This window comes from Asanoa sp. NPDC049475, from assembly GCF_040676915.1.
Classification (GTDB): Bacteria; Actinomycetota; Actinomycetes; order Mycobacteriales; family Micromonosporaceae; genus Asanoa.
In genome coordinates this window covers 349,770-365,714 of the sequence record NZ_JBFAPY010000009.1, presented here as the reverse complement: position 1 = coordinate 365,714, position 15,945 = coordinate 349,770, and the positions used below count along the sequence as shown (strand labels likewise).

Annotated in this window: 15 protein-coding genes; all 15 read left to right on the top strand. The window is 71.2% G+C overall.

The window, feature by feature from the left end:
* Positions 1 to 69 precede the first annotated feature (69 nt).
* The 15 genes from AB0J88_RS33805 to AB0J88_RS33735 all read left to right on the top strand — a co-directional run bounded on the left by AB0J88_RS33805 (position 70) and on the right by AB0J88_RS33735 (position 15,916).
* Positions 70 to 1,809 (top strand): CTP synthase, encoded by a 1,740-nt coding sequence (locus AB0J88_RS33805; RefSeq protein ID WP_364361265.1) that lies wholly within the window; start codon positions 70 to 72, stop codon positions 1,807 to 1,809.
* Positions 1,800 to 2,408, top strand: a complete 609-nt coding sequence (locus AB0J88_RS33800; protein WP_364361300.1) for an NUDIX hydrolase — start codon at positions 1,800 to 1,802, stop codon at positions 2,406 to 2,408. Before AB0J88_RS33805 ends, AB0J88_RS33800 begins: the two co-directional genes overlap by 10 nt.
* 200 nt (positions 2,409 to 2,608) lie before the next feature.
* The gene (gene ald, locus AB0J88_RS33795; RefSeq protein WP_089253215.1) at positions 2,609 to 3,724 is read left to right on the top strand and encodes an alanine dehydrogenase; all 1,116 of its coding nucleotides are present in this window, start codon (positions 2,609 to 2,611) and stop codon (positions 3,722 to 3,724) included.
* A gap of 80 nt (positions 3,725 to 3,804) precedes the next feature.
* Positions 3,805 to 4,719 carry a site-specific tyrosine recombinase XerD gene (locus tag AB0J88_RS33790; protein WP_364361298.1) on the top strand — a complete coding sequence of 305 codons (915 nt, stop codon included), beginning with the start codon at positions 3,805 to 3,807 and terminating at the stop codon, positions 4,717 to 4,719.
* Positions 4,720 to 4,833: 114 nt separating this feature from the next.
* Complete coding sequence (locus tag AB0J88_RS33785; RefSeq protein WP_364361263.1) at positions 4,834 to 5,763, top strand: ParA family protein; 930 nt, start codon at positions 4,834 to 4,836, stop codon at positions 5,761 to 5,763.
* A gap of 148 nt (positions 5,764 to 5,911) precedes the next feature.
* Positions 5,912 to 6,763 (top strand): ScpA family protein, encoded by an 852-nt coding sequence (locus AB0J88_RS33780; RefSeq protein WP_364361296.1) that lies wholly within the window; start codon positions 5,912 to 5,914, stop codon positions 6,761 to 6,763.
* Entirely contained in the window at positions 6,760 to 7,734 is a 975-nt protein-coding gene (gene scpB, locus AB0J88_RS33775; RefSeq protein ID WP_364361261.1) for an SMC-Scp complex subunit ScpB, read from the top strand. The genes AB0J88_RS33780 and scpB overlap by 4 nt, the downstream gene beginning before the upstream one ends.
* On the top strand, positions 7,721 to 8,446 hold the full coding sequence (locus AB0J88_RS33770) for a pseudouridine synthase (RefSeq protein ID WP_364361259.1): 726 nt from the start codon (positions 7,721 to 7,723) through the stop codon (positions 8,444 to 8,446). The genes scpB and AB0J88_RS33770 overlap by 14 nt, the downstream gene beginning before the upstream one ends.
* A gap of 45 nt (positions 8,447 to 8,491) precedes the next feature.
* Positions 8,492 to 9,160 (top strand): (d)CMP kinase, encoded by a 669-nt coding sequence (cmk, locus tag AB0J88_RS33765; RefSeq protein ID WP_364361257.1) that lies wholly within the window; start codon positions 8,492 to 8,494, stop codon positions 9,158 to 9,160.
* Positions 9,157 to 10,554 (top strand): ribosome biogenesis GTPase Der, encoded by a 1,398-nt coding sequence (gene der / locus AB0J88_RS33760; protein ID WP_364361255.1) that lies wholly within the window; start codon positions 9,157 to 9,159, stop codon positions 10,552 to 10,554. The genes cmk and der overlap by 4 nt, the downstream gene beginning before the upstream one ends.
* 22 nt (positions 10,555 to 10,576) lie before the next feature.
* Positions 10,577 to 10,990, top strand: a complete 414-nt coding sequence (locus AB0J88_RS33755) for an OsmC family protein (protein WP_364361253.1) — start codon at positions 10,577 to 10,579, stop codon at positions 10,988 to 10,990.
* A 25-nt stretch (positions 10,991 to 11,015) separates the two neighbouring features.
* Complete coding sequence (locus AB0J88_RS33750) at positions 11,016 to 11,543, top strand: FUSC family protein (RefSeq protein WP_364361251.1); 528 nt, start codon at positions 11,016 to 11,018, stop codon at positions 11,541 to 11,543.
* A 70-nt stretch (positions 11,544 to 11,613) separates the two neighbouring features.
* Positions 11,614 to 13,194, top strand: coding sequence for a Na+/H+ antiporter (locus tag AB0J88_RS33745; RefSeq protein WP_364361249.1), 1,581 nt, complete (start codon positions 11,614 to 11,616; stop codon positions 13,192 to 13,194).
* A gap of 26 nt (positions 13,195 to 13,220) precedes the next feature.
* Entirely contained in the window at positions 13,221 to 14,573 is a 1,353-nt protein-coding gene (locus AB0J88_RS33740) for an FAD-dependent oxidoreductase (RefSeq protein ID WP_364361247.1), read from the top strand.
* Positions 14,574 to 14,704: 131 nt separating this feature from the next.
* Positions 14,705 to 15,916 carry an alcohol dehydrogenase catalytic domain-containing protein gene (locus tag AB0J88_RS33735; RefSeq protein ID WP_364361245.1) on the top strand — a complete coding sequence of 404 codons (1,212 nt, stop codon included), beginning with the start codon at positions 14,705 to 14,707 and terminating at the stop codon, positions 15,914 to 15,916.
* Positions 15,917 to 15,945: the final 29 nt, after the last annotated feature.

The window sequence follows — 15,945 nt, the reverse complement described above, 5'->3', positions numbered from 1 at the left end:
CGACGTGTTACCGTGGAATCCCGTGGATCGCATGATCTCGACCTTGACAAACGACCACGGGAGCAGGCCTTGGCCCCATCAGGACGGCTGACCAAACACATCTTCGTCACCGGGGGTGTCGCCTCCTCGCTCGGCAAGGGCCTCACCGCCTCCAGCCTCGGCAATCTGTTGAGCGCGCGCGGCCTCCGGGTCGTGATGCAGAAGCTGGACCCCTACCTCAACGTCGACCCCGGCACGATGAACCCGTTCCAGCACGGTGAGGTCTTCGTCACCGAGGACGGCGCGGAGACGGACCTCGACGTCGGCCACTACGAGCGCTTCCTCGACCGCGACCTGTCCGGGAAGGCGAACGTCACCACCGGCCAGGTCTACTCGGCGGTGATCGCCAAGGAGCGCCGCGGCGAATACCTGGGCGACACCGTTCAGGTGATCCCCCACATCACCAACGAGATCAAGGCCCGGATCCGGGCCATGGGCGACCCCGACGACGAGGGCCGCACTCCGGACGTGGTGATCACCGAGGTGGGCGGCACGGTCGGCGACATCGAGTCGCTGCCCTTCCTGGAGGCGATCCGGCAGGTCCGCCACGAGGTGGGCCGGGACAACTGCTTCTACCTGCACGTCTCGCTGGTTCCTTACCTGGCGCCGTCGGGCGAGCTGAAGACGAAGCCGACCCAGCACTCGGTCGCGGCGCTGCGCAACATCGGTATCCAGCCCGACGCGCTCGTGTGCCGCTCCGACCGGGAGATCCCGGAGAAGCTCAAGCACAAGCTGTCGCTGTACTGCGACGTCGACCGCGAGGCGGTCATCGCCGCACCGGACGCGCCGAGCATCTACGACATCCCGAAGGTGCTGCACCGCGAGGGTCTCGACGCGTACGTCGTGCGCCGGCTCGGTCTGTCCTTCCGCGACGTCGACTGGGCGGCGTGGGACGACCTCCTGGAGCGGGTGCACCACCCGAAGCACACGGTGACCGTGGCGCTGGTCGGCAAATATGTGGACCTGCCCGACGCCTACCTGTCGGTGACCGAGGCGATCCGGGCGGCCGGCTTCCACCACAGCGCCCGGGTGCAGATCCGCTGGGTGCCCAGCGACGACTGCAAGACCCCGCAGAGCGCCGCCGCCGCCCTCGCCGGTGTCGACGGCATCGTGATCCCGGGCGGCTTCGGCGTCCGGGGCATCGAGGGCAAGATCGGCGCGGCGCACTTCGCCCGCGAGAACGGCATCCCGACCCTGGGCCTGTGCCTCGGTCTCCAGTGCATGACGATCGACGTGGCCCGCAACCTGTCCGGGCTCGCCGACGCCAACTCGCTCGAGTTCGACGAGACCGCCGGCCACCCGGTGATCGCGACGATGGCCGACCAGGAGCAGATCGTGGCCGGCAAGGGTGACCTGGGCGGCACGATGCGGCTGGGCGCGTACCCGGCCAAGCTGACGCCGGGCTCGCTGGTCGCCGAGGCCTACGGCACCACCGAGGTGTCCGAGCGGCACCGGCACCGGTACGAGGTCAACAACGCGTACCGGGACGCGCTCACCAAGGCCGGGCTGTCGATCAGCGGCACTTCGCCGGACGGGCGGCTCGTCGAGTTCGTCGAGCTCGACCGCGAGCTCCACCCGTTCTTCGTGGCCACCCAGGCGCACCCCGAGCTGAAGAGCCGGCCGACCCGGCCGCACCCGCTGTTCGCGGCGTTCGTGAAGGCGGCGGTGACCTACTCGCTGGCCGACCAGCTGCCGGTCGACCAGCTGACCGCCGAGGGCGAGCCGGAGCTGGCCAGCAACGGGCGGGCCAGCGCGACGGCATCGTCGTGACCTCGGCCCACGCGTACGCGGTGCTCGACCGGGTCGAGCGCTTCCACGGCAAGATCTTCAGCGTGGTCACCGACCGGGTCACCATGCCCGGCGGTGGCCAGGCGGACCGCGACTACGTGCGGCACGTCGGCGCGGTGGGCGTGGTGCCGCTCGACGACGAGGGCCGGGTGCTGTTGGTGCGGCAGTACCGCCACCCCGTCGCCAAGATGATGTGGGAACTGCCGGCCGGCCTGGTCGACGTGGCCGGGGAGTCGCCGACCGGCACCGCCGACCGCGAGCTGGCCGAGGAGGCCGACCTGCGCTGCGAGCGGCTCGACCTGCTGGTCGACCTGCACACCTCGCCGGGCTTCTCGGACGAGCTGATCCGGGTCTTCCTCGCCCGTGGCCTGTCCTCGATCCCCGAGGCGGAGCGGTTCCAGCGCTCCGCCGAGGAGGCGGAGCTCACCGCCCGGTGGGTCCCGTTGGACGAGGCGGTCGCGATGGCGCTGCGCGGCGAGATCACCAACGCGGCCGCGGTCGCCGGTGTGCTCGCGGCGGCCCGCGCCCGGGACGACGGCTGGCGCCCGCTGCGCGACCCGTCCACGCCGCTGGTGCGCTGAGTCGCGGAAGGGCCTCCTGTGACGCAGGGGGCCCTTCTTTCGGCCTCCGTGTGGTGATCACCGGCGGCGGGCAATACTGAAGGCGCGTCCGCAGGTGAGCGGGTGTGCTTCCGCGACCCGGGGCGCCCTAGACTCGCCGCCGACGCGGGAGACGACCCTGTCAACGGTGACCGGGCGTACGCGGGAGAGAAGGTGTCAATGTGAAGGTCGGAATCCCACGCGAGGTGAAGAACCACGAGTACCGCGTGGCGATCACGCCGGCAGGCGTGCACGAGTTCGCCCGCGCGGGCCACGAGGTCTTCGTCGAGTCCGGTGCCGGGCTCGGCTCGTCCATCACGGACGACGAGTTCGCCGCTGCCGGCGCCACGATCCTGCCCGGCCCGGACGAGGTCTGGGGCACCGCCGACCTGGTGCTCAAGGTCAAGGAGCCGATCGCCGAGGAACACCACCGGATGCGTCCGGGCCAGGTGCTCTTCACGTACCTGCACCTCGCCGCCTCCAAGGAGTGCACCGACGCGCTGATCGACCGCAAGGTCACCGGCATCGCGTACGAGACCGTCGAGACCGCCGACCGCGCGCTCCCGCTGCTCGCCCCGATGTCCGAGGTCGCGGGCCGGCTCGCACCGCAGGTCGGCGCCTACACGCTGATGCGCCAGGGCGGCGGCCGAGGCATCCTGATGGGCGGCGTCTCCGGCGTGTACGCGGCCAAGGTCGTCGTGATCGGCGCGGGCGTCTCCGGCATGAACGCGGCCGCGATAGCGCTCGGCATGCAGGCCGAGGTGCTGCTGCTCGACCGCAACATCAACAAGCTCCGCCAGGCGGACGCGATCTACCAGGGCCACCTGCAGACCGTCGCCTCCAACGCGTACGAGGTCGAGCGGGCGGTTCTCGACGCCGACATGGTGATCGGCGCGGTGCTGGTGCCGGGGGCCAAGGCCCCGACGCTGATCTCCAACGAGCTGGTCAGCCGGATGAAGCCGGGCAGCGTGCTCGTCGACATCTCCATCGACCAGGGCGGCTGCTTCGAGGACTCGCGCCCGACGACGCACGCGGACCCGACGTACAAGGTCCACGAGTCGATGTTCTACTGCGTGGCCAACATGCCGGGTGCGGTGCCGCACACCAGCACCTACGCGCTGACCAACGTCACGCTGCCGTACGCGCTGGAGCTCGCCAACCGCGGCTGGCGCGACGCGCTCCGCCGCGACCCGGCGCTGGCCCTGGGCCTGAACACCTACGACGGCCAGGTCACCTACGGCCCGGTCGCGGAGGCACACGGCATGAAGCACCTGCCGCTGGCGGAGGCGCTGGCCTGACCGCCACGCCCGCGACGACCGGCGCCGGTGACGCGACTCCGTCACCGGCGCCACCGTCGCGCGCGGAGCCCGCGCCCGCGCTGCGGAAGGCGGTGCGGGTCTACCTCGACCACCTGACCGTCGAGCGTGGGCTGTCCGGGAACACGTTGGCCTCGTACCGGCGTGATCTCGATCGCTATCTCTCGACCTTGGCCGGGCGTGGGGTGACCGACCTCGCGTCCGCTACGCCCGCCGAGATCGCGGGCCACGTCGCCGCTCTGCGGGACGGTGACGCCGAACACCCGCCGTTGTCGGCCGCGTCCGCGGCCCGGGCGACCTCGGCCGTCCGCGGGTTGCACAAGTTCGCGGTGCGCGAGGGGTTGGCCGCCGACGACGTCAGTCGGGACGTGAAGCCGCCGAGTCTGCCGCGGCGGTTGCCCAAGGCGCTCGAAGTCGACGAGGTGTTGCGGCTGCTCGAGTCGGTCCGGGGCGACGGGCCCTTGGAGCTTCGCGACCGGGCCCTGCTGGAGTTTCTCTACGGCACCGGTGCGCGGATCTCCGAGGCCGTCGGCGCCGCGGTCGACGACCTGGATCTCGAGGGCGGGTCGGCCACTTTGCACGGCAAGGGTGGGCGGACGCGGATCGTTCCCGTGGGTGGCTACGCGCGGGCCGCGCTCGACGCCTATCTGGTGCGCGCTCGTCCGGGGCTGGCGGCCAAGGGTCCGGCCGTGTTCCTCAACGCTCGTGGTGGGCCGCTCTCCCGGCAGAGTGCGTGGGCGATCCTGCGCAAGGCCGCGGCCGCCGCCGGGTTGCCGGTGGAGGGCGCTCGGGCCGTGTCACCGCACACGTTGCGGCACTCCTATGCGACTCATCTGCTCGACGGTGGGGCCGACGTGCGAGTGGTGCAGGAACTGCTCGGGCACGCGTCCGTGACCACGACGCAGGTATACACGTTGGTCACGGTGGAGCGGTTGCGCGAGGTCTACGCCACCGCACACCCGCGGGCACATAGCTGACACCCGCTTCTTGGCGTGTCGACACGCCGATATGGTGCACCCGGGGCCGGTGGGACGTGGCGTACAGTCGGGGCTCCGGCGTGGGGACGCTCGTCGGGAGGGGGTAGGCAGGACATGGCTGGCAACGGTGACCGTGCCGAGGCATGGACCTCGCAGCTCCGTGCGCAGCAGTCCGCTCTGGACCTCGGTGCTGAGCTCGGCCCGGCCGATCCGGCCGCCTACACGATGCGCAAGCCGATCCCCGAGCCGATGCCGACCGATCGGCACGGCCCGGCGCGGATCATCGCGTTGGCCAACCAGAAGGGCGGCGTGGGCAAGACCACGTCGACCATCAACCTCGGTGCCGCGCTGGCCGAATACGGCCGCAAGGTGCTGCTCGTCGACTTCGACCCGCAGGGCGCGCTCTCCGTCGGCCTCGGCGTCAACCCGCACAACCTCGACCTGTCGGTCTACAACCTGCTGATGCAGGACGACGTCACGGCCGAGGACGTGCTCATCAAGACCGACGTCGCGGGGCTGCACCTGCTGCCGGCCAACATCGACCTGTCGGCCGCCGAGATCCAGCTCGTCAACGAGGTCGCGCGCGAGATGGCGCTGGCCCGGGTGCTGCGGTCGGTCCGCAAGGAATACGACTACATCCTGATCGACTGCCAGCCGTCGCTCGGCCTGCTCGCGATCAACGCGCTGACCGTCGCGCACGGCGTGCTGATCCCGCTGGAGTGCGAGTTCTTCAGCCTGCGCGGTGTGGCCCTGTTGCTCGACACCATCGACAAGGTGCGCGAGCGGCTCAACTTCGACCTCGAGCTCGAAGGCATCCTGGCCACCATGTACGACAGCCGCACCACCCACTGCCGCCAGGTGCTCCAGCGGGTGGTCGAGGCGTTCGGCGACAAGGTCTACCAGACCGTGATCACCAAGACGGTCAAGTTCCCCGAGTCGACCGTGGCCGGTGCGCCGATCACCACGCTCGACCCGGCGTCGTCCGGTGCCCGCAACTACCGCCAGCTCGCCCGAGAGGTCATCGCCGCCCAAGCTGAGCGCTGATCTTTGGTCCCCACCGGCGGCTGCCGGTGCTGATGGTGCGTGAGGTGTGGGCGTGAGCAGCGCCGTTACAGCGGTGGACTACGGTCGAACGGTGAGTGAACCCGATGCGCCCCCCGTTGTCGTCGAGGGGACGGTCCCGGCTGACGCGTTGACGCCCGACGCGGCTCCGGCGACCGGGTTCACCGTGCGGCTGTCCAACTTCACCGGACCGTTCGACCTGCTGCTCCAGCTCATCGGCAAGCACAAGCTCGACGTGACCGAGGTCGCACTCAGCACGGTCACCGACGAGTTCATCGCCTACATCCGCGCGATGGGCGACGACTGGCCGCTCGACGAGGCCAGCGAGTTCCTGGTCGTCGCGGCGACCCTGCTCGACCTCAAGGCGGCCCGGCTGCTGCCCGCGGCGCAGGTCGAGAACGAAGAGGACCTGGCCCTGCTGGAGGCCCGCGACCTGCTGTTCGCCCGGCTCCTGCAGTACAAGGCGTTCAAGGAGGCGGCCGCCCACATCGCGCTGCTGGAGCAGGAGGGTGCCCGGCGCTATCCGCGGGCGGTCACTCTCGAGCCGCGGTACGCGGAGGCGCTGCCCGAGCTCGTCCTCGGCATCGGTGCCGACCGGCTGCTCAAACTGGCCATCCGGGCGATGACCCCCAAAGCGGCTCCGCCCACGGTGTCGATCGCGCACATCCACGACGTCAAGGTCAGCGTCCGCGAGCACGCGGTGCTGCTGCGCGACCGGATCCGACGCTCCGGCACGGCGACCTTCCAGGTGCTCACGATCGACTGCGAGAGCACGCTCGAGGTGGTCGCCCGGTTCCTGGCGCTGCTGGAGCTCTACCGGGAGAACCTGATCGGCTTCGAGCAGGTGCAGGCCCTGGGCGAGCTAACGGTCCGCTGGATCGGCGGCGACGCGGTCGGCGAGCTCAAGGTCGACGAATACGCCGGGACCCCGGAGAAGTCACCCGCCGAAGAGACAGCAGAACCGAAGGAGCAGGAGCAGTGACCGACCGCGGCGACGCCGATCCGGCACGCGAGGCGTCCCTGGCCGAACAGGCCGCGGCCTGGGTACCCCCATGGGAGCGCAAGCGGCCCGAGCCAACGTCAGACGCGACCGCGGCCGACGAGCCGGAGAGCGCAGCGTCCCTCGAGTCGGACGGTGTGGCTGAGCTCGAGGCTGCGGAGGAGCCCGAGCTGCTCGCTGAGGCCGACACGGTCAGCGCCGCCGAGGCCGTCGGGGACGCCGAGGACCTCAGCGCGCCCGAGGATCGGGACCCGCTGGTCGCGGCCGCGCTGCCAGAGGCGCCGCCGGACGCCGAGTTCGTGGACCTGGCGGAGGAGGCTGACCCTGATGCCGCCACGGACGGCAGTGCGGTCGAGATTGCCACTCCCGCGCCGTCGGGCGTATCCGATGGCGAAGTTACGATCATCGACGAGGACGAGCTGCGCGGTGCGCTAGAAGCGATCATGCTTGTCGTCGACGAGCCGGTCCAGGAGATCGTGCTCGCGCAGGTGCTCGAAATTCCTACCGAGCGGGTGCAGGCGACCCTCGAGTCGATCGCGGCCGGCTACACCGCGGCCGGGCACGGTTTCGAGTTGCGCCGGGCCGCCGGGGGGTGGCGGCTCTACACCCGGCCGCAGTACGCCGGCTACGTCGAGCGGTTCGTCCTCGACGGGCAGTCGGTGCGGCTGACCCAGGCGGCGCTGGAGACGCTCGCGGTGATCGCCTACAAGCAGCCCGTCACCCGTGGCCGGATCTCCGCCATCCGGGGCGTGAACTGCGACGGCGTCGTACGCACACTCACCGCGCGCGGTCTGGTGGAGGAGGCCGGCACGGAGCCGGAGACGGGCGCGTACCTTTACCGGACGACGACGCTGTTCCTGGAGAAGCTCGGACTCGACACGGTCGACCAGCTCCCGGACCTTGCGCCGTTCCTTCCGGACGATGTCGACGAGGTGGCAGATGGCGAACGCTGAGCGCCTGCAGAAGGTGCTGGCCAGCGCCGGTGTGGGGTCCCGCAGGGCCTGTGAGGACCTGATCTTCCGTGGTCGGGTGACCGTGAACGGCAAGGTCGCCCAGCTCGGCGACAAGGTCGACGCGGACACCGCGGAGATCTACGTCGACGGGCAACGGTTGATCGTCGACCAGAACCTGGTCTACCTCGCCTTCAACAAGCCGCGCGGGGTCGTCTCGACCATGGCGGACGAGAAGGGTCGCACCGCGCTCGACGAGTTCCTCAACCGGGTGGACCAGCGGGTCTACCACGTGGGGCGGCTCGACACCGACAGCGAGGGCCTGCTGCTGCTGACCAACGACGGCTCGCTGGCGCACAAGCTGATGCATCCCTCGTTCGGGGTGCCGAAGACCTACGTGCTGGAGGTGCCTGGCCCGCTGCCCCGGGCGGTCGGCCGCGCGCTGCTCAGCGGCGTCGAGCTCGAGGACGGCCCGGCCAAGGTCGACAAGTTCCGGCTGGTCGACGCGTTCGCCCGGTCGGCCCAGATCGAGATCGTGATCCACGAGGGGCGCAACCGGATCGTGCGGCGGATGTTGGACGCCGTCGGCCACCCGGTCAACCGGCTGGTGCGCACCGCGATCGGGCCGATCCGCCTCGGTGACCTCAAACCGGGTCGCACCAGGCGCCTCACGAACGCCGAGGTCGGGGCACTGTTCAAGGCCGTCGGCGAGTGATTCTGCCCGACCAGGCAGAATAGGTGCTGACGGCGAGGAGGAACGGTGGCAGACGAGTTGGCTAACGGTCGGTGTGTGGTGGCCGTTGATGGCCCGTCGGGTTCCGGCAAATCCACCGTTTCCCGGCGGCTGGCGTCCGCGCTCGGCGCCCAGTATCTGGACACGGGCGCGATGTACCGGGCGGTGACCTGGGCGGTGCTCCGCTACGGCGTCGACCTGGCTGACCTGGAAGGGATCACCAAGGTGGCCGGCGAGCTCGACCTGGCGATCGGCACCGACCCGCTGGCCCCGCACGTGCGGGCCGACGGGGTGGACGTCGACGTCGACATCCGCGGCCCGGAGGTGACCGCCGCGGTGTCCGCGGTGGCGGCCGTGCCCGCGGTGCGCCAGCTACTGGTGGGGCAGCAGCGTGCGTTGATCGAGGAGGCCGGCCGGATCGTGGTCGAGGGCCGTGACATCGGCGCGGTGGTGGCGCCCGACGCCGACCTCAAGGTCTACCTGACCGCCTCCGCCGACGCGCGCGCCCGGCGCCGCTCGCTGGAGACCGCCGCGTCCGTCGACGACACCCACGCCGACCTGCTGCGCCGCGACACCCTCGACTCGACCCGCGCGGCCGACCCGCTGCAGCAGGCCGCCGACGCCGTGGTGCTGGACACCACGGAGATGGGCATCGACGAGGCCGTCGCCCGGTTGCGTGCCATGGTGACGGCATGACGTCGCCGTACTCCGAGGTGTCCGATGTGGACGCCGAGGTCACCGAGACCGGTCCGCTGCCGGTGGTCGCCGTGGTCGGCCGGCCCAACGTGGGCAAGTCCACATTGGTCAACCGCATCATCGGCCGCCGCCAGGCCGTCGTGGAGGACACCCCGGGCGTGACCCGCGACCGGGTGCCGTACGACGCCCAGTGGAACGGCCGGCAGTTCACGGTCGTCGACACCGGCGGCTGGGAGCCCGACGCCCGCGACCGGGCCAAGGCCATCGCGATGCAGGCCGAGATCGCGGTGCAGACCGCCGACGTGGTGCTGTTCGTGGTCGACGCGACCGTCGGCTCGACCGACGTCGACGAAGCCGCCGTGAAGATGCTGCGGCGCAGCAACAAGCCGGTGATCCTGGTCGCCAACAAGGCCGACAACAACGCGATCGAGATGGAGGCCGTCTCGCTCTGGGGGCTCGGCCTCGGCGAGCCGCAGGTGGTCTCCGCGCTGCACGGCCGGGGCTCCGGCGACCTGCTCGACCTGATCCTGGCCGCGATGCCGGCGCCGGCACCGCCGATCGACGACGACGCCCCGCGCGGCCCGCGCCGGGTCGCGCTGGTCGGGCGGCCCAACGTCGGCAAGTCCTCGCTGCTCAACAAGCTGGCCAAGGAGGAGCGGGCGGTCGTCGACTCGGTCGCCGGCACCACGGTCGACCCGGTCGACTCGCTGGTCGGCATCGGCGGCGAGACCTGGCAACTGGTCGACACCGCCGGGCTGCGCAAGCGGGTCACCACCGCGAGCGGCACCGAATACTACGCGTCGCTGCGCACGGCCGGTGCGATCGAGGCCGCCGAGGTGGCCGTCGTGCTGCTCGACGCGTCCGAGCCCATCAGCGAGCAGGACCAGCGGATCCTGACGATGGTGGTCGAGGCCGGCCGGGCGCTGGTCATCGCCTTCAACAAGTGGGACCTGGTCGACGACGACCGGCGCTACCAGCTCGAGAAGGAGATCGACCGGGAGCTCAAGCGGATCCCGTGGGCGATCCGGGTCAACATCTCGGCCAAGACCGGCCGCGCTGTCGACAAGCTGGCCCCCGCGCTGCGCAAGGCGCTGGCGTCCTGGGAGACCCGGGTGCCGACCGGCCAGCTCAACCAGTGGCTGGCCGCGCTGGTGCAGGAGACCCCGCACCCGGTGCGTGGCGGGCGGGCGCCCCGGGTGCTCTTCGCCACCCAGGCGGGCACCCGGCCACCGCGCTTCGTGCTGTTCACCACCGGCCCGCTCGACGCCGGCTACCTGCGGTTCGTGGAGCGCAAGCTGCGCGAGGAGTTCGGCTTCGAGGGCAGCCCGGTCTCGGTGACGGTCAAGCCCCGGAAGAAGACCGGTCCGGGCGGACGGGGCCGCGCGCACGGCTGAGCGGCAGTGGCATGATCAAGAGATGGGTTACCACGTAGAGGTCGAGCGCACCGACGACGGCGGTTACGTCGCCCGCAACGGCCGCGGCGCCGAGATCCGCTTCGGGCTGTCGGACGGCTCCGACTTCACCCCCGTCGAGCTGCTGCTCGCGGCGCTCGGCGGGTGCAACATCGTCACCGTCGAGCCGCTGACCGCCCAGCGCGGGCACCGGCTGACCCGGCTCGCCGCGACGCTCGACGCGGAGAAGGTCAAGCCCAACAAGCTCGGATCGATCACCATGACGTACGACGTCACGCTGCCGCCGGACGACCCGGAGGCCGAGCCGGTGTTCCGGTCGGTCGCGGAGCGCGTGCACGAGAAGCACTGCACGGTCAGCACGGCCCTGCGTGAGCAGACCACTGTAGACGTCGAGATCTCGGAAACCCTGAGCTCGTAGGGCTTCGCGGCGGTAGCCTGCGAAAATGGCGCGGCCACCGGTGCGGGTGGCGCTCGTCGAGAGCGCCGTGCTGGGGCTGTCCTGCCTGCTGGCCTTCTGGCTGGCCAGCGAGGTGTTCACCCGCGTCTACATCGACAGCCGCGACAGTGACCTGCTCGGCGGGATGTGGGCGGCGCTCTCGACGATCTTCGTGAACCGGGCCTCGTTCCAGGAGAGCCTCGCGGCCGGGGTCACGCGGATGTCCGCCACCGCGATCAGCTTCGTCATCTGCATCGTCTACCTCGTCTTCCTGCCGTTCCACCTGTGGGCGTTCGCGCTGCTGATCGGCGTCTCCTCGGCGGTCGGGCTGCTGATCGGCCAGCGCGGCGACGCGACCACGGCCGCGATCACCACGGCCGTGGTGCTGGTGGTGGCCGCGATCAGCCCGGTGGACCCGTGGCAGCAGCCCATCCTGCGCCTCGTCGACACGCTGATCGGCGTGATCATCGGCGTGGGCACCGCCTGGCTCTCCCTGAAGCTCGTCCATCCACGCCTCCGACGGGACACGACCTAGATCACACCTGCTCACGGGGCTGTTCGCGGCATGCTGGTGGTGGTCCAGCCGCGAACACGGGGGTGAAGCGGTGCTGGAAGGGCTGCTCGTGGTCGTCGCCCTGAGCGCGACGGTCATCGTCGGCACCACCATCGGACGTCGCTACAGCGTCGCGCCGCCCGTCCTGCTGCTCGTGATCGGCGGCCTGCTGGCGTTCATCCCGCGGCTCTCCGACGTCCGGCTGCCCGCCGAAGCGGTCCTGGTGATCTTCCTGCCGGGCATCCTCTACTGGGAGAGCCTCAACACCAGCCTGCGGGAGATCCGCGCCAACATCCGGGTGATCCTGCTGTCCGCGATCGGGCTGGTCATCGCGACCATGGTCGCCTTGTCGTACTCGTTGCAGGCCATCGGGGTCGCCTCGGCCGCCGCCTGGATCCTGGGGGCTGTGCTGGCGCCCACGGACGCCGCCGCGGTCGCCGGTCTGGCCAAGAAGATGCCCCGCCGCAACCTGACCACCCTGCGTGCGGAGAGCCTGATCAACGACGGCACGGCGCTGGTGCTGTTCGCGGTCGCGGTCGGCATGTTGGTGGACGGCACCTCGCCCTCCCTCCTGGCCATCACCGGTGACCTGCTCTGGTCGATGGTCGGCGGCGTGATCGCCGGCCTGGTCACCGGGGCCTTGTTCATCTGGATCCGGCGGCGGATGGACGATCCGCTGCGCGAGGGCGGCCTGTCGATCCTCACTCCGTTCGCGGCGTTCTTCGTGGGCGACTCCATCCACGCCAGCGGGGTGGTCGCCGTCGTGGTGGTCGGGCTGGTCCACTCGTACGCCGGCCCGCGGGTCATCCGCGCCCGCTCCCGGGTGCAGGCGTTCGCCTTCTGGAACCTCTCGACCTTCATCGTCAACGGCAGCCTCTTCGTGCTGGTCGGCCTGCAGATCCCGGCCGCCGCACGGCGGATCGAGAACGACCAGATGGGCCGGGCGGTGGGCATCGCGTTCGCCGCGGCCGCCATCGTGATCGTGACTCGGATCGTCTGGATCCACCTGGTGACGGCGCTCATCCGGCTGTTGGACCGGCGCGCGGTCCAGCGCACCCGCCGGCTCAACTGGAAGGTCCGCACGGCGTACGGGTGGGCCGGCTTCCGGGGAGCGGTCTCGCTGGCGGCCGCGCTGGCGGTCCCGTCAGTGCTCTCCGACGGCACGCCCTATCCGGATCGGGACATGATCGTCTTCGTCACCTCCGTGGTGATCCTGACGACGATCCTGGTGCAGGGGCTGACCCTGCCGATGGTCGTGCGGTGGGCCGGGCTGTCCGGCGACAGCGCCCGGGTCGACGAGGCCCGGCACGCCCGGATCCGGGCGGCCGAGGCGGGGCTGGCCGCGTTGCCGGCGGTCGCGCGGTCGCTGTCCGCTCCGGCGTACATGATCGACCGCGTGCGGGGCGACTACGAGTTGGCGGTCAAGGAAGCCCGCAGCGGCGACGGGCGCGCCGAGCTCACGAGCGCCGAGCGGCTCGAGCGCCGGTTGCGGCTGGGCGTCCTGGAGCACGAGCGGCTGGCCGTCATCGCGATGCGGGACCGCCGCGAGATCGACGACATCGTGATGCGCGACCTGCAGGCGTCGCTCGACGTCACCGAGATCGGACTGCTCGGCCCACCCGGGGCCGACTGAGTCACACCCAGAAAGGATCGAGCACCATGACTTCCACCCTGGCCGGCAAGATCAACGGACCGGTCCTTCAGCCCGGGGACGAGGGTTTCCCCGCTGCGGTGGCCGGCTTCAACCTCGCCTTCGACCCCCGGCCGGAGCTGGTGGCCACGGCCACCTCGGTCGACGACGTGGTGGCGGCGGTGCGGTACGCCCGCGAGGCCGGCATGCGGATCTCCGTCCAGGGGACCGGGCACGGCGCCGAGCTCGAGATCGCGTCCGGCCTGCTGCTCAACACCTCCCGCCTCGACCACGTCCACGTCGACCCGGAGACCCCCACCGCGGCCATCGGTGCAGGCGTCCGCTGGAAGGCCGTGGTCGAGGCGGCGGCCGCGTACGGCCTGGCCCCGATCACCGGTTCGTCCCCGGTCGTCGGCGCGGCCGGCTACCTGCTCGGCGGCGGCATGGGGCCGCTGGCCCGCAGTCACGGTTTCAGCTCCGACTACGTGATCGGGTTCACGGTCGTCACCGGCGAGGGTGAGGTCGTGGCGGCCGACGAGCACACCAACCCGGACCTGTTCTGGGCGCTGCGCGGCGGCAAGTTCGGCCTCGGCGTGGTCATCGAGGTGCGGGTCAGGCTGGTCGAGCTGACGTCCGTCTACGGCGGATCGTTCTTCGTGGACACCCCCGACATCGACCGCATGCTGCGGGCGTGGGTCGACTGGACGGACGGCGCCGACGACCGGGTCACCACCAGCGTGCAGGCCGTCGCGTTCCCGCCGCTGCCGGAGGTGCCCGAGCCGATGCGCGGCCGGAAGCTGCTGGGCGTGCGGTTCGCCTTCCCGGGCGACCCGGCCGAGGGGGAGCGGCTGGTGGCGCCGCTGCGCGCCGCGGCGCCGGTCTACCTGGACATGCTCGGGGAGATCCCCACCACCGAGATGGGGCGGATCCACAACGACCCGACCGACCCGATCCCGGCGTACGTGCACGGCACGATGATCGATCGGGCCGACCAGGGTCTCGCGACCGCGTTCCTGGAGATGGCGGGTCCGGACGCGGCGGACTCGCCGTTCTTCGCCGCCGAGTGGCGGCACCTCGGCGGCGCCACCAGCCGGGACGTGCCCGGCGGCTCGGCGGTCGGCGGTCGCGAGTCCGAGTACGTGGTCGCCCTGGTCGCCGCGCGGCCGGAGCTCTTCGACACCGTCGTGCCGGCCGCCGCCGCCCGCTGGGACAGCGTAGCCGCGCCCTGGATCTCCGCCGTCAACAACGCGAACGTGCTGGCGCAGCCGATCACGCCGGAGCGGGTCGCCGCGTGCTGGCCGGACGACATCCGCGAGCGGCTGGGCCAGGTGCGCCGCCGCTACGACCCGGACGGCGTCACCCTCGGCTGGTGGATGCCGTGATCCCCGTTCCCGCCTAAACGCCACGGCGTCGCGCGGACCGTGCGATGGTGGGGGAGACGGGTCAGCGCATCGCGCCCGTCGACGTGATGCCGCCGGCCCGCCCCGATTCTCCAATCGAGAGGCGGTCGACGATGAAAGCCGTCGTGTTCCACGGCGTGGGCGACATCCGCCTGGACAACGTGGCCGAACCCAAGCTGGAAACCTCGACCGACGCGGTCGTACGGATCACCACCGCCGCCATCTGCGGCACCGACCTGCACTTCGTCCGCGGCACGGTGCCGGAGATGCGCTCGGGGACGATCCTCGGGCACGAAGGTGTCGGTGTGGTCGAGGAGGTCGGCCAGGGTGTCCGCAACCACGTGGCCGGCGAGCGCGTGCTGCTCTCCGCCGTGCTCGGCTGCGGGTCCTGCGTCTACTGCCGGGCCGGCTACTTCGCCCAGTGCGACGAGATCAACCCAGCCTGCCGGCGTTCCGGGACCGCGTCCTACGGCTCGCCCGCCTCGACCGGGTCGTTCGACGGGACCCAGGCGGAGTACGTACGCGTGCCGTGCGCGCACACCAACATGTTCACGCTGCCGGACGCGGTCTCCGACGACCAGGCGATCGCGCTGTCCGACATCTACCCGACCGGCTACTTCGGAGCGGTGATCGCCAACGTCTCGGACGGCGACGTGGTGGCCGTCTTCGGCTGCGGACCGGTGGGCCAGTTCGCGATCCTGTCGGCCTTCCAGCGCGGCGCGAGCCGGGTGATCGCCGTCGACCACCACCCGGACCGGCTGGAACGCGCCCGCGCCCTCGGCGCCGAGATCGTCGACTTCGACCGCGAGGATCCCATCGAGGCACTGCTGGAGCTGACGCTCGGCACGGGTCCGGACCGGGCGATCGACGCCGTCGGGGTCGACGCGGAGAGTGCGCGGTCCGGTCCCGCCGCGGCCGACGCGCGCTCGCACGACGCCGAGCATCGCGACGAGGTGCGCACCATCGCGCCGGTCACCAACGCGCACGACGGCCAGTGGGAGCCGGGGGACGCGCCGGCGCAGGCGGTCGAGTGGGCGGTGGAGAGCCTCGCCAAGGCCGGCACCCTCGGCATCGTCGGCGTGTACCCGCGGACCGACCGGTTCTTCCCGCTCGGCACTGCGATGAACCGGAACCTGAAGATCAATATGGGCAACGGGAACCATCCCCGCTACATCCCTCGACTCCTGTCCATGGTGGAGCAGGGAGCGGTCGACACCGAGCGGATGCTGACCCAGCACGAGCCGCTGACCGACGTGCTGACCGGCTACCGCGAGTTCGACCGGCGCAGTCCCGGCTGGCTCAAGGTGGCGGTGACCGCGTCCTGACCCCGGACGCACCGCGCCGCCCGCAGCGC

Coding starts and splice junctions, on each gene's coding strand:
- AB0J88_RS33785 (WP_364361263.1), top strand. CDS start 4,834: ATGGCTGGCAACGGTGACCGTGCCGAGGCATGGACCTCGCAGCTCCGT.
- AB0J88_RS33770 (WP_364361259.1), top strand. CDS start 7,721: ATGGCGAACGCTGAGCGCCTGCAGAAGGTGCTGGCCAGCGCCGGTGTG.
- der (WP_364361255.1), top strand. CDS start 9,157: ATGACGTCGCCGTACTCCGAGGTGTCCGATGTGGACGCCGAGGTCACC.
- AB0J88_RS33755 (WP_364361253.1), top strand. CDS start 10,577: ATGGGTTACCACGTAGAGGTCGAGCGCACCGACGACGGCGGTTACGTC.
- AB0J88_RS33750 (WP_364361251.1), top strand. CDS start 11,016: ATGGCGCGGCCACCGGTGCGGGTGGCGCTCGTCGAGAGCGCCGTGCTG.
- AB0J88_RS33740 (WP_364361247.1), top strand. CDS start 13,221: ATGACTTCCACCCTGGCCGGCAAGATCAACGGACCGGTCCTTCAGCCC.
- AB0J88_RS33735 (WP_364361245.1), top strand. CDS start 14,705: ATGAAAGCCGTCGTGTTCCACGGCGTGGGCGACATCCGCCTGGACAAC.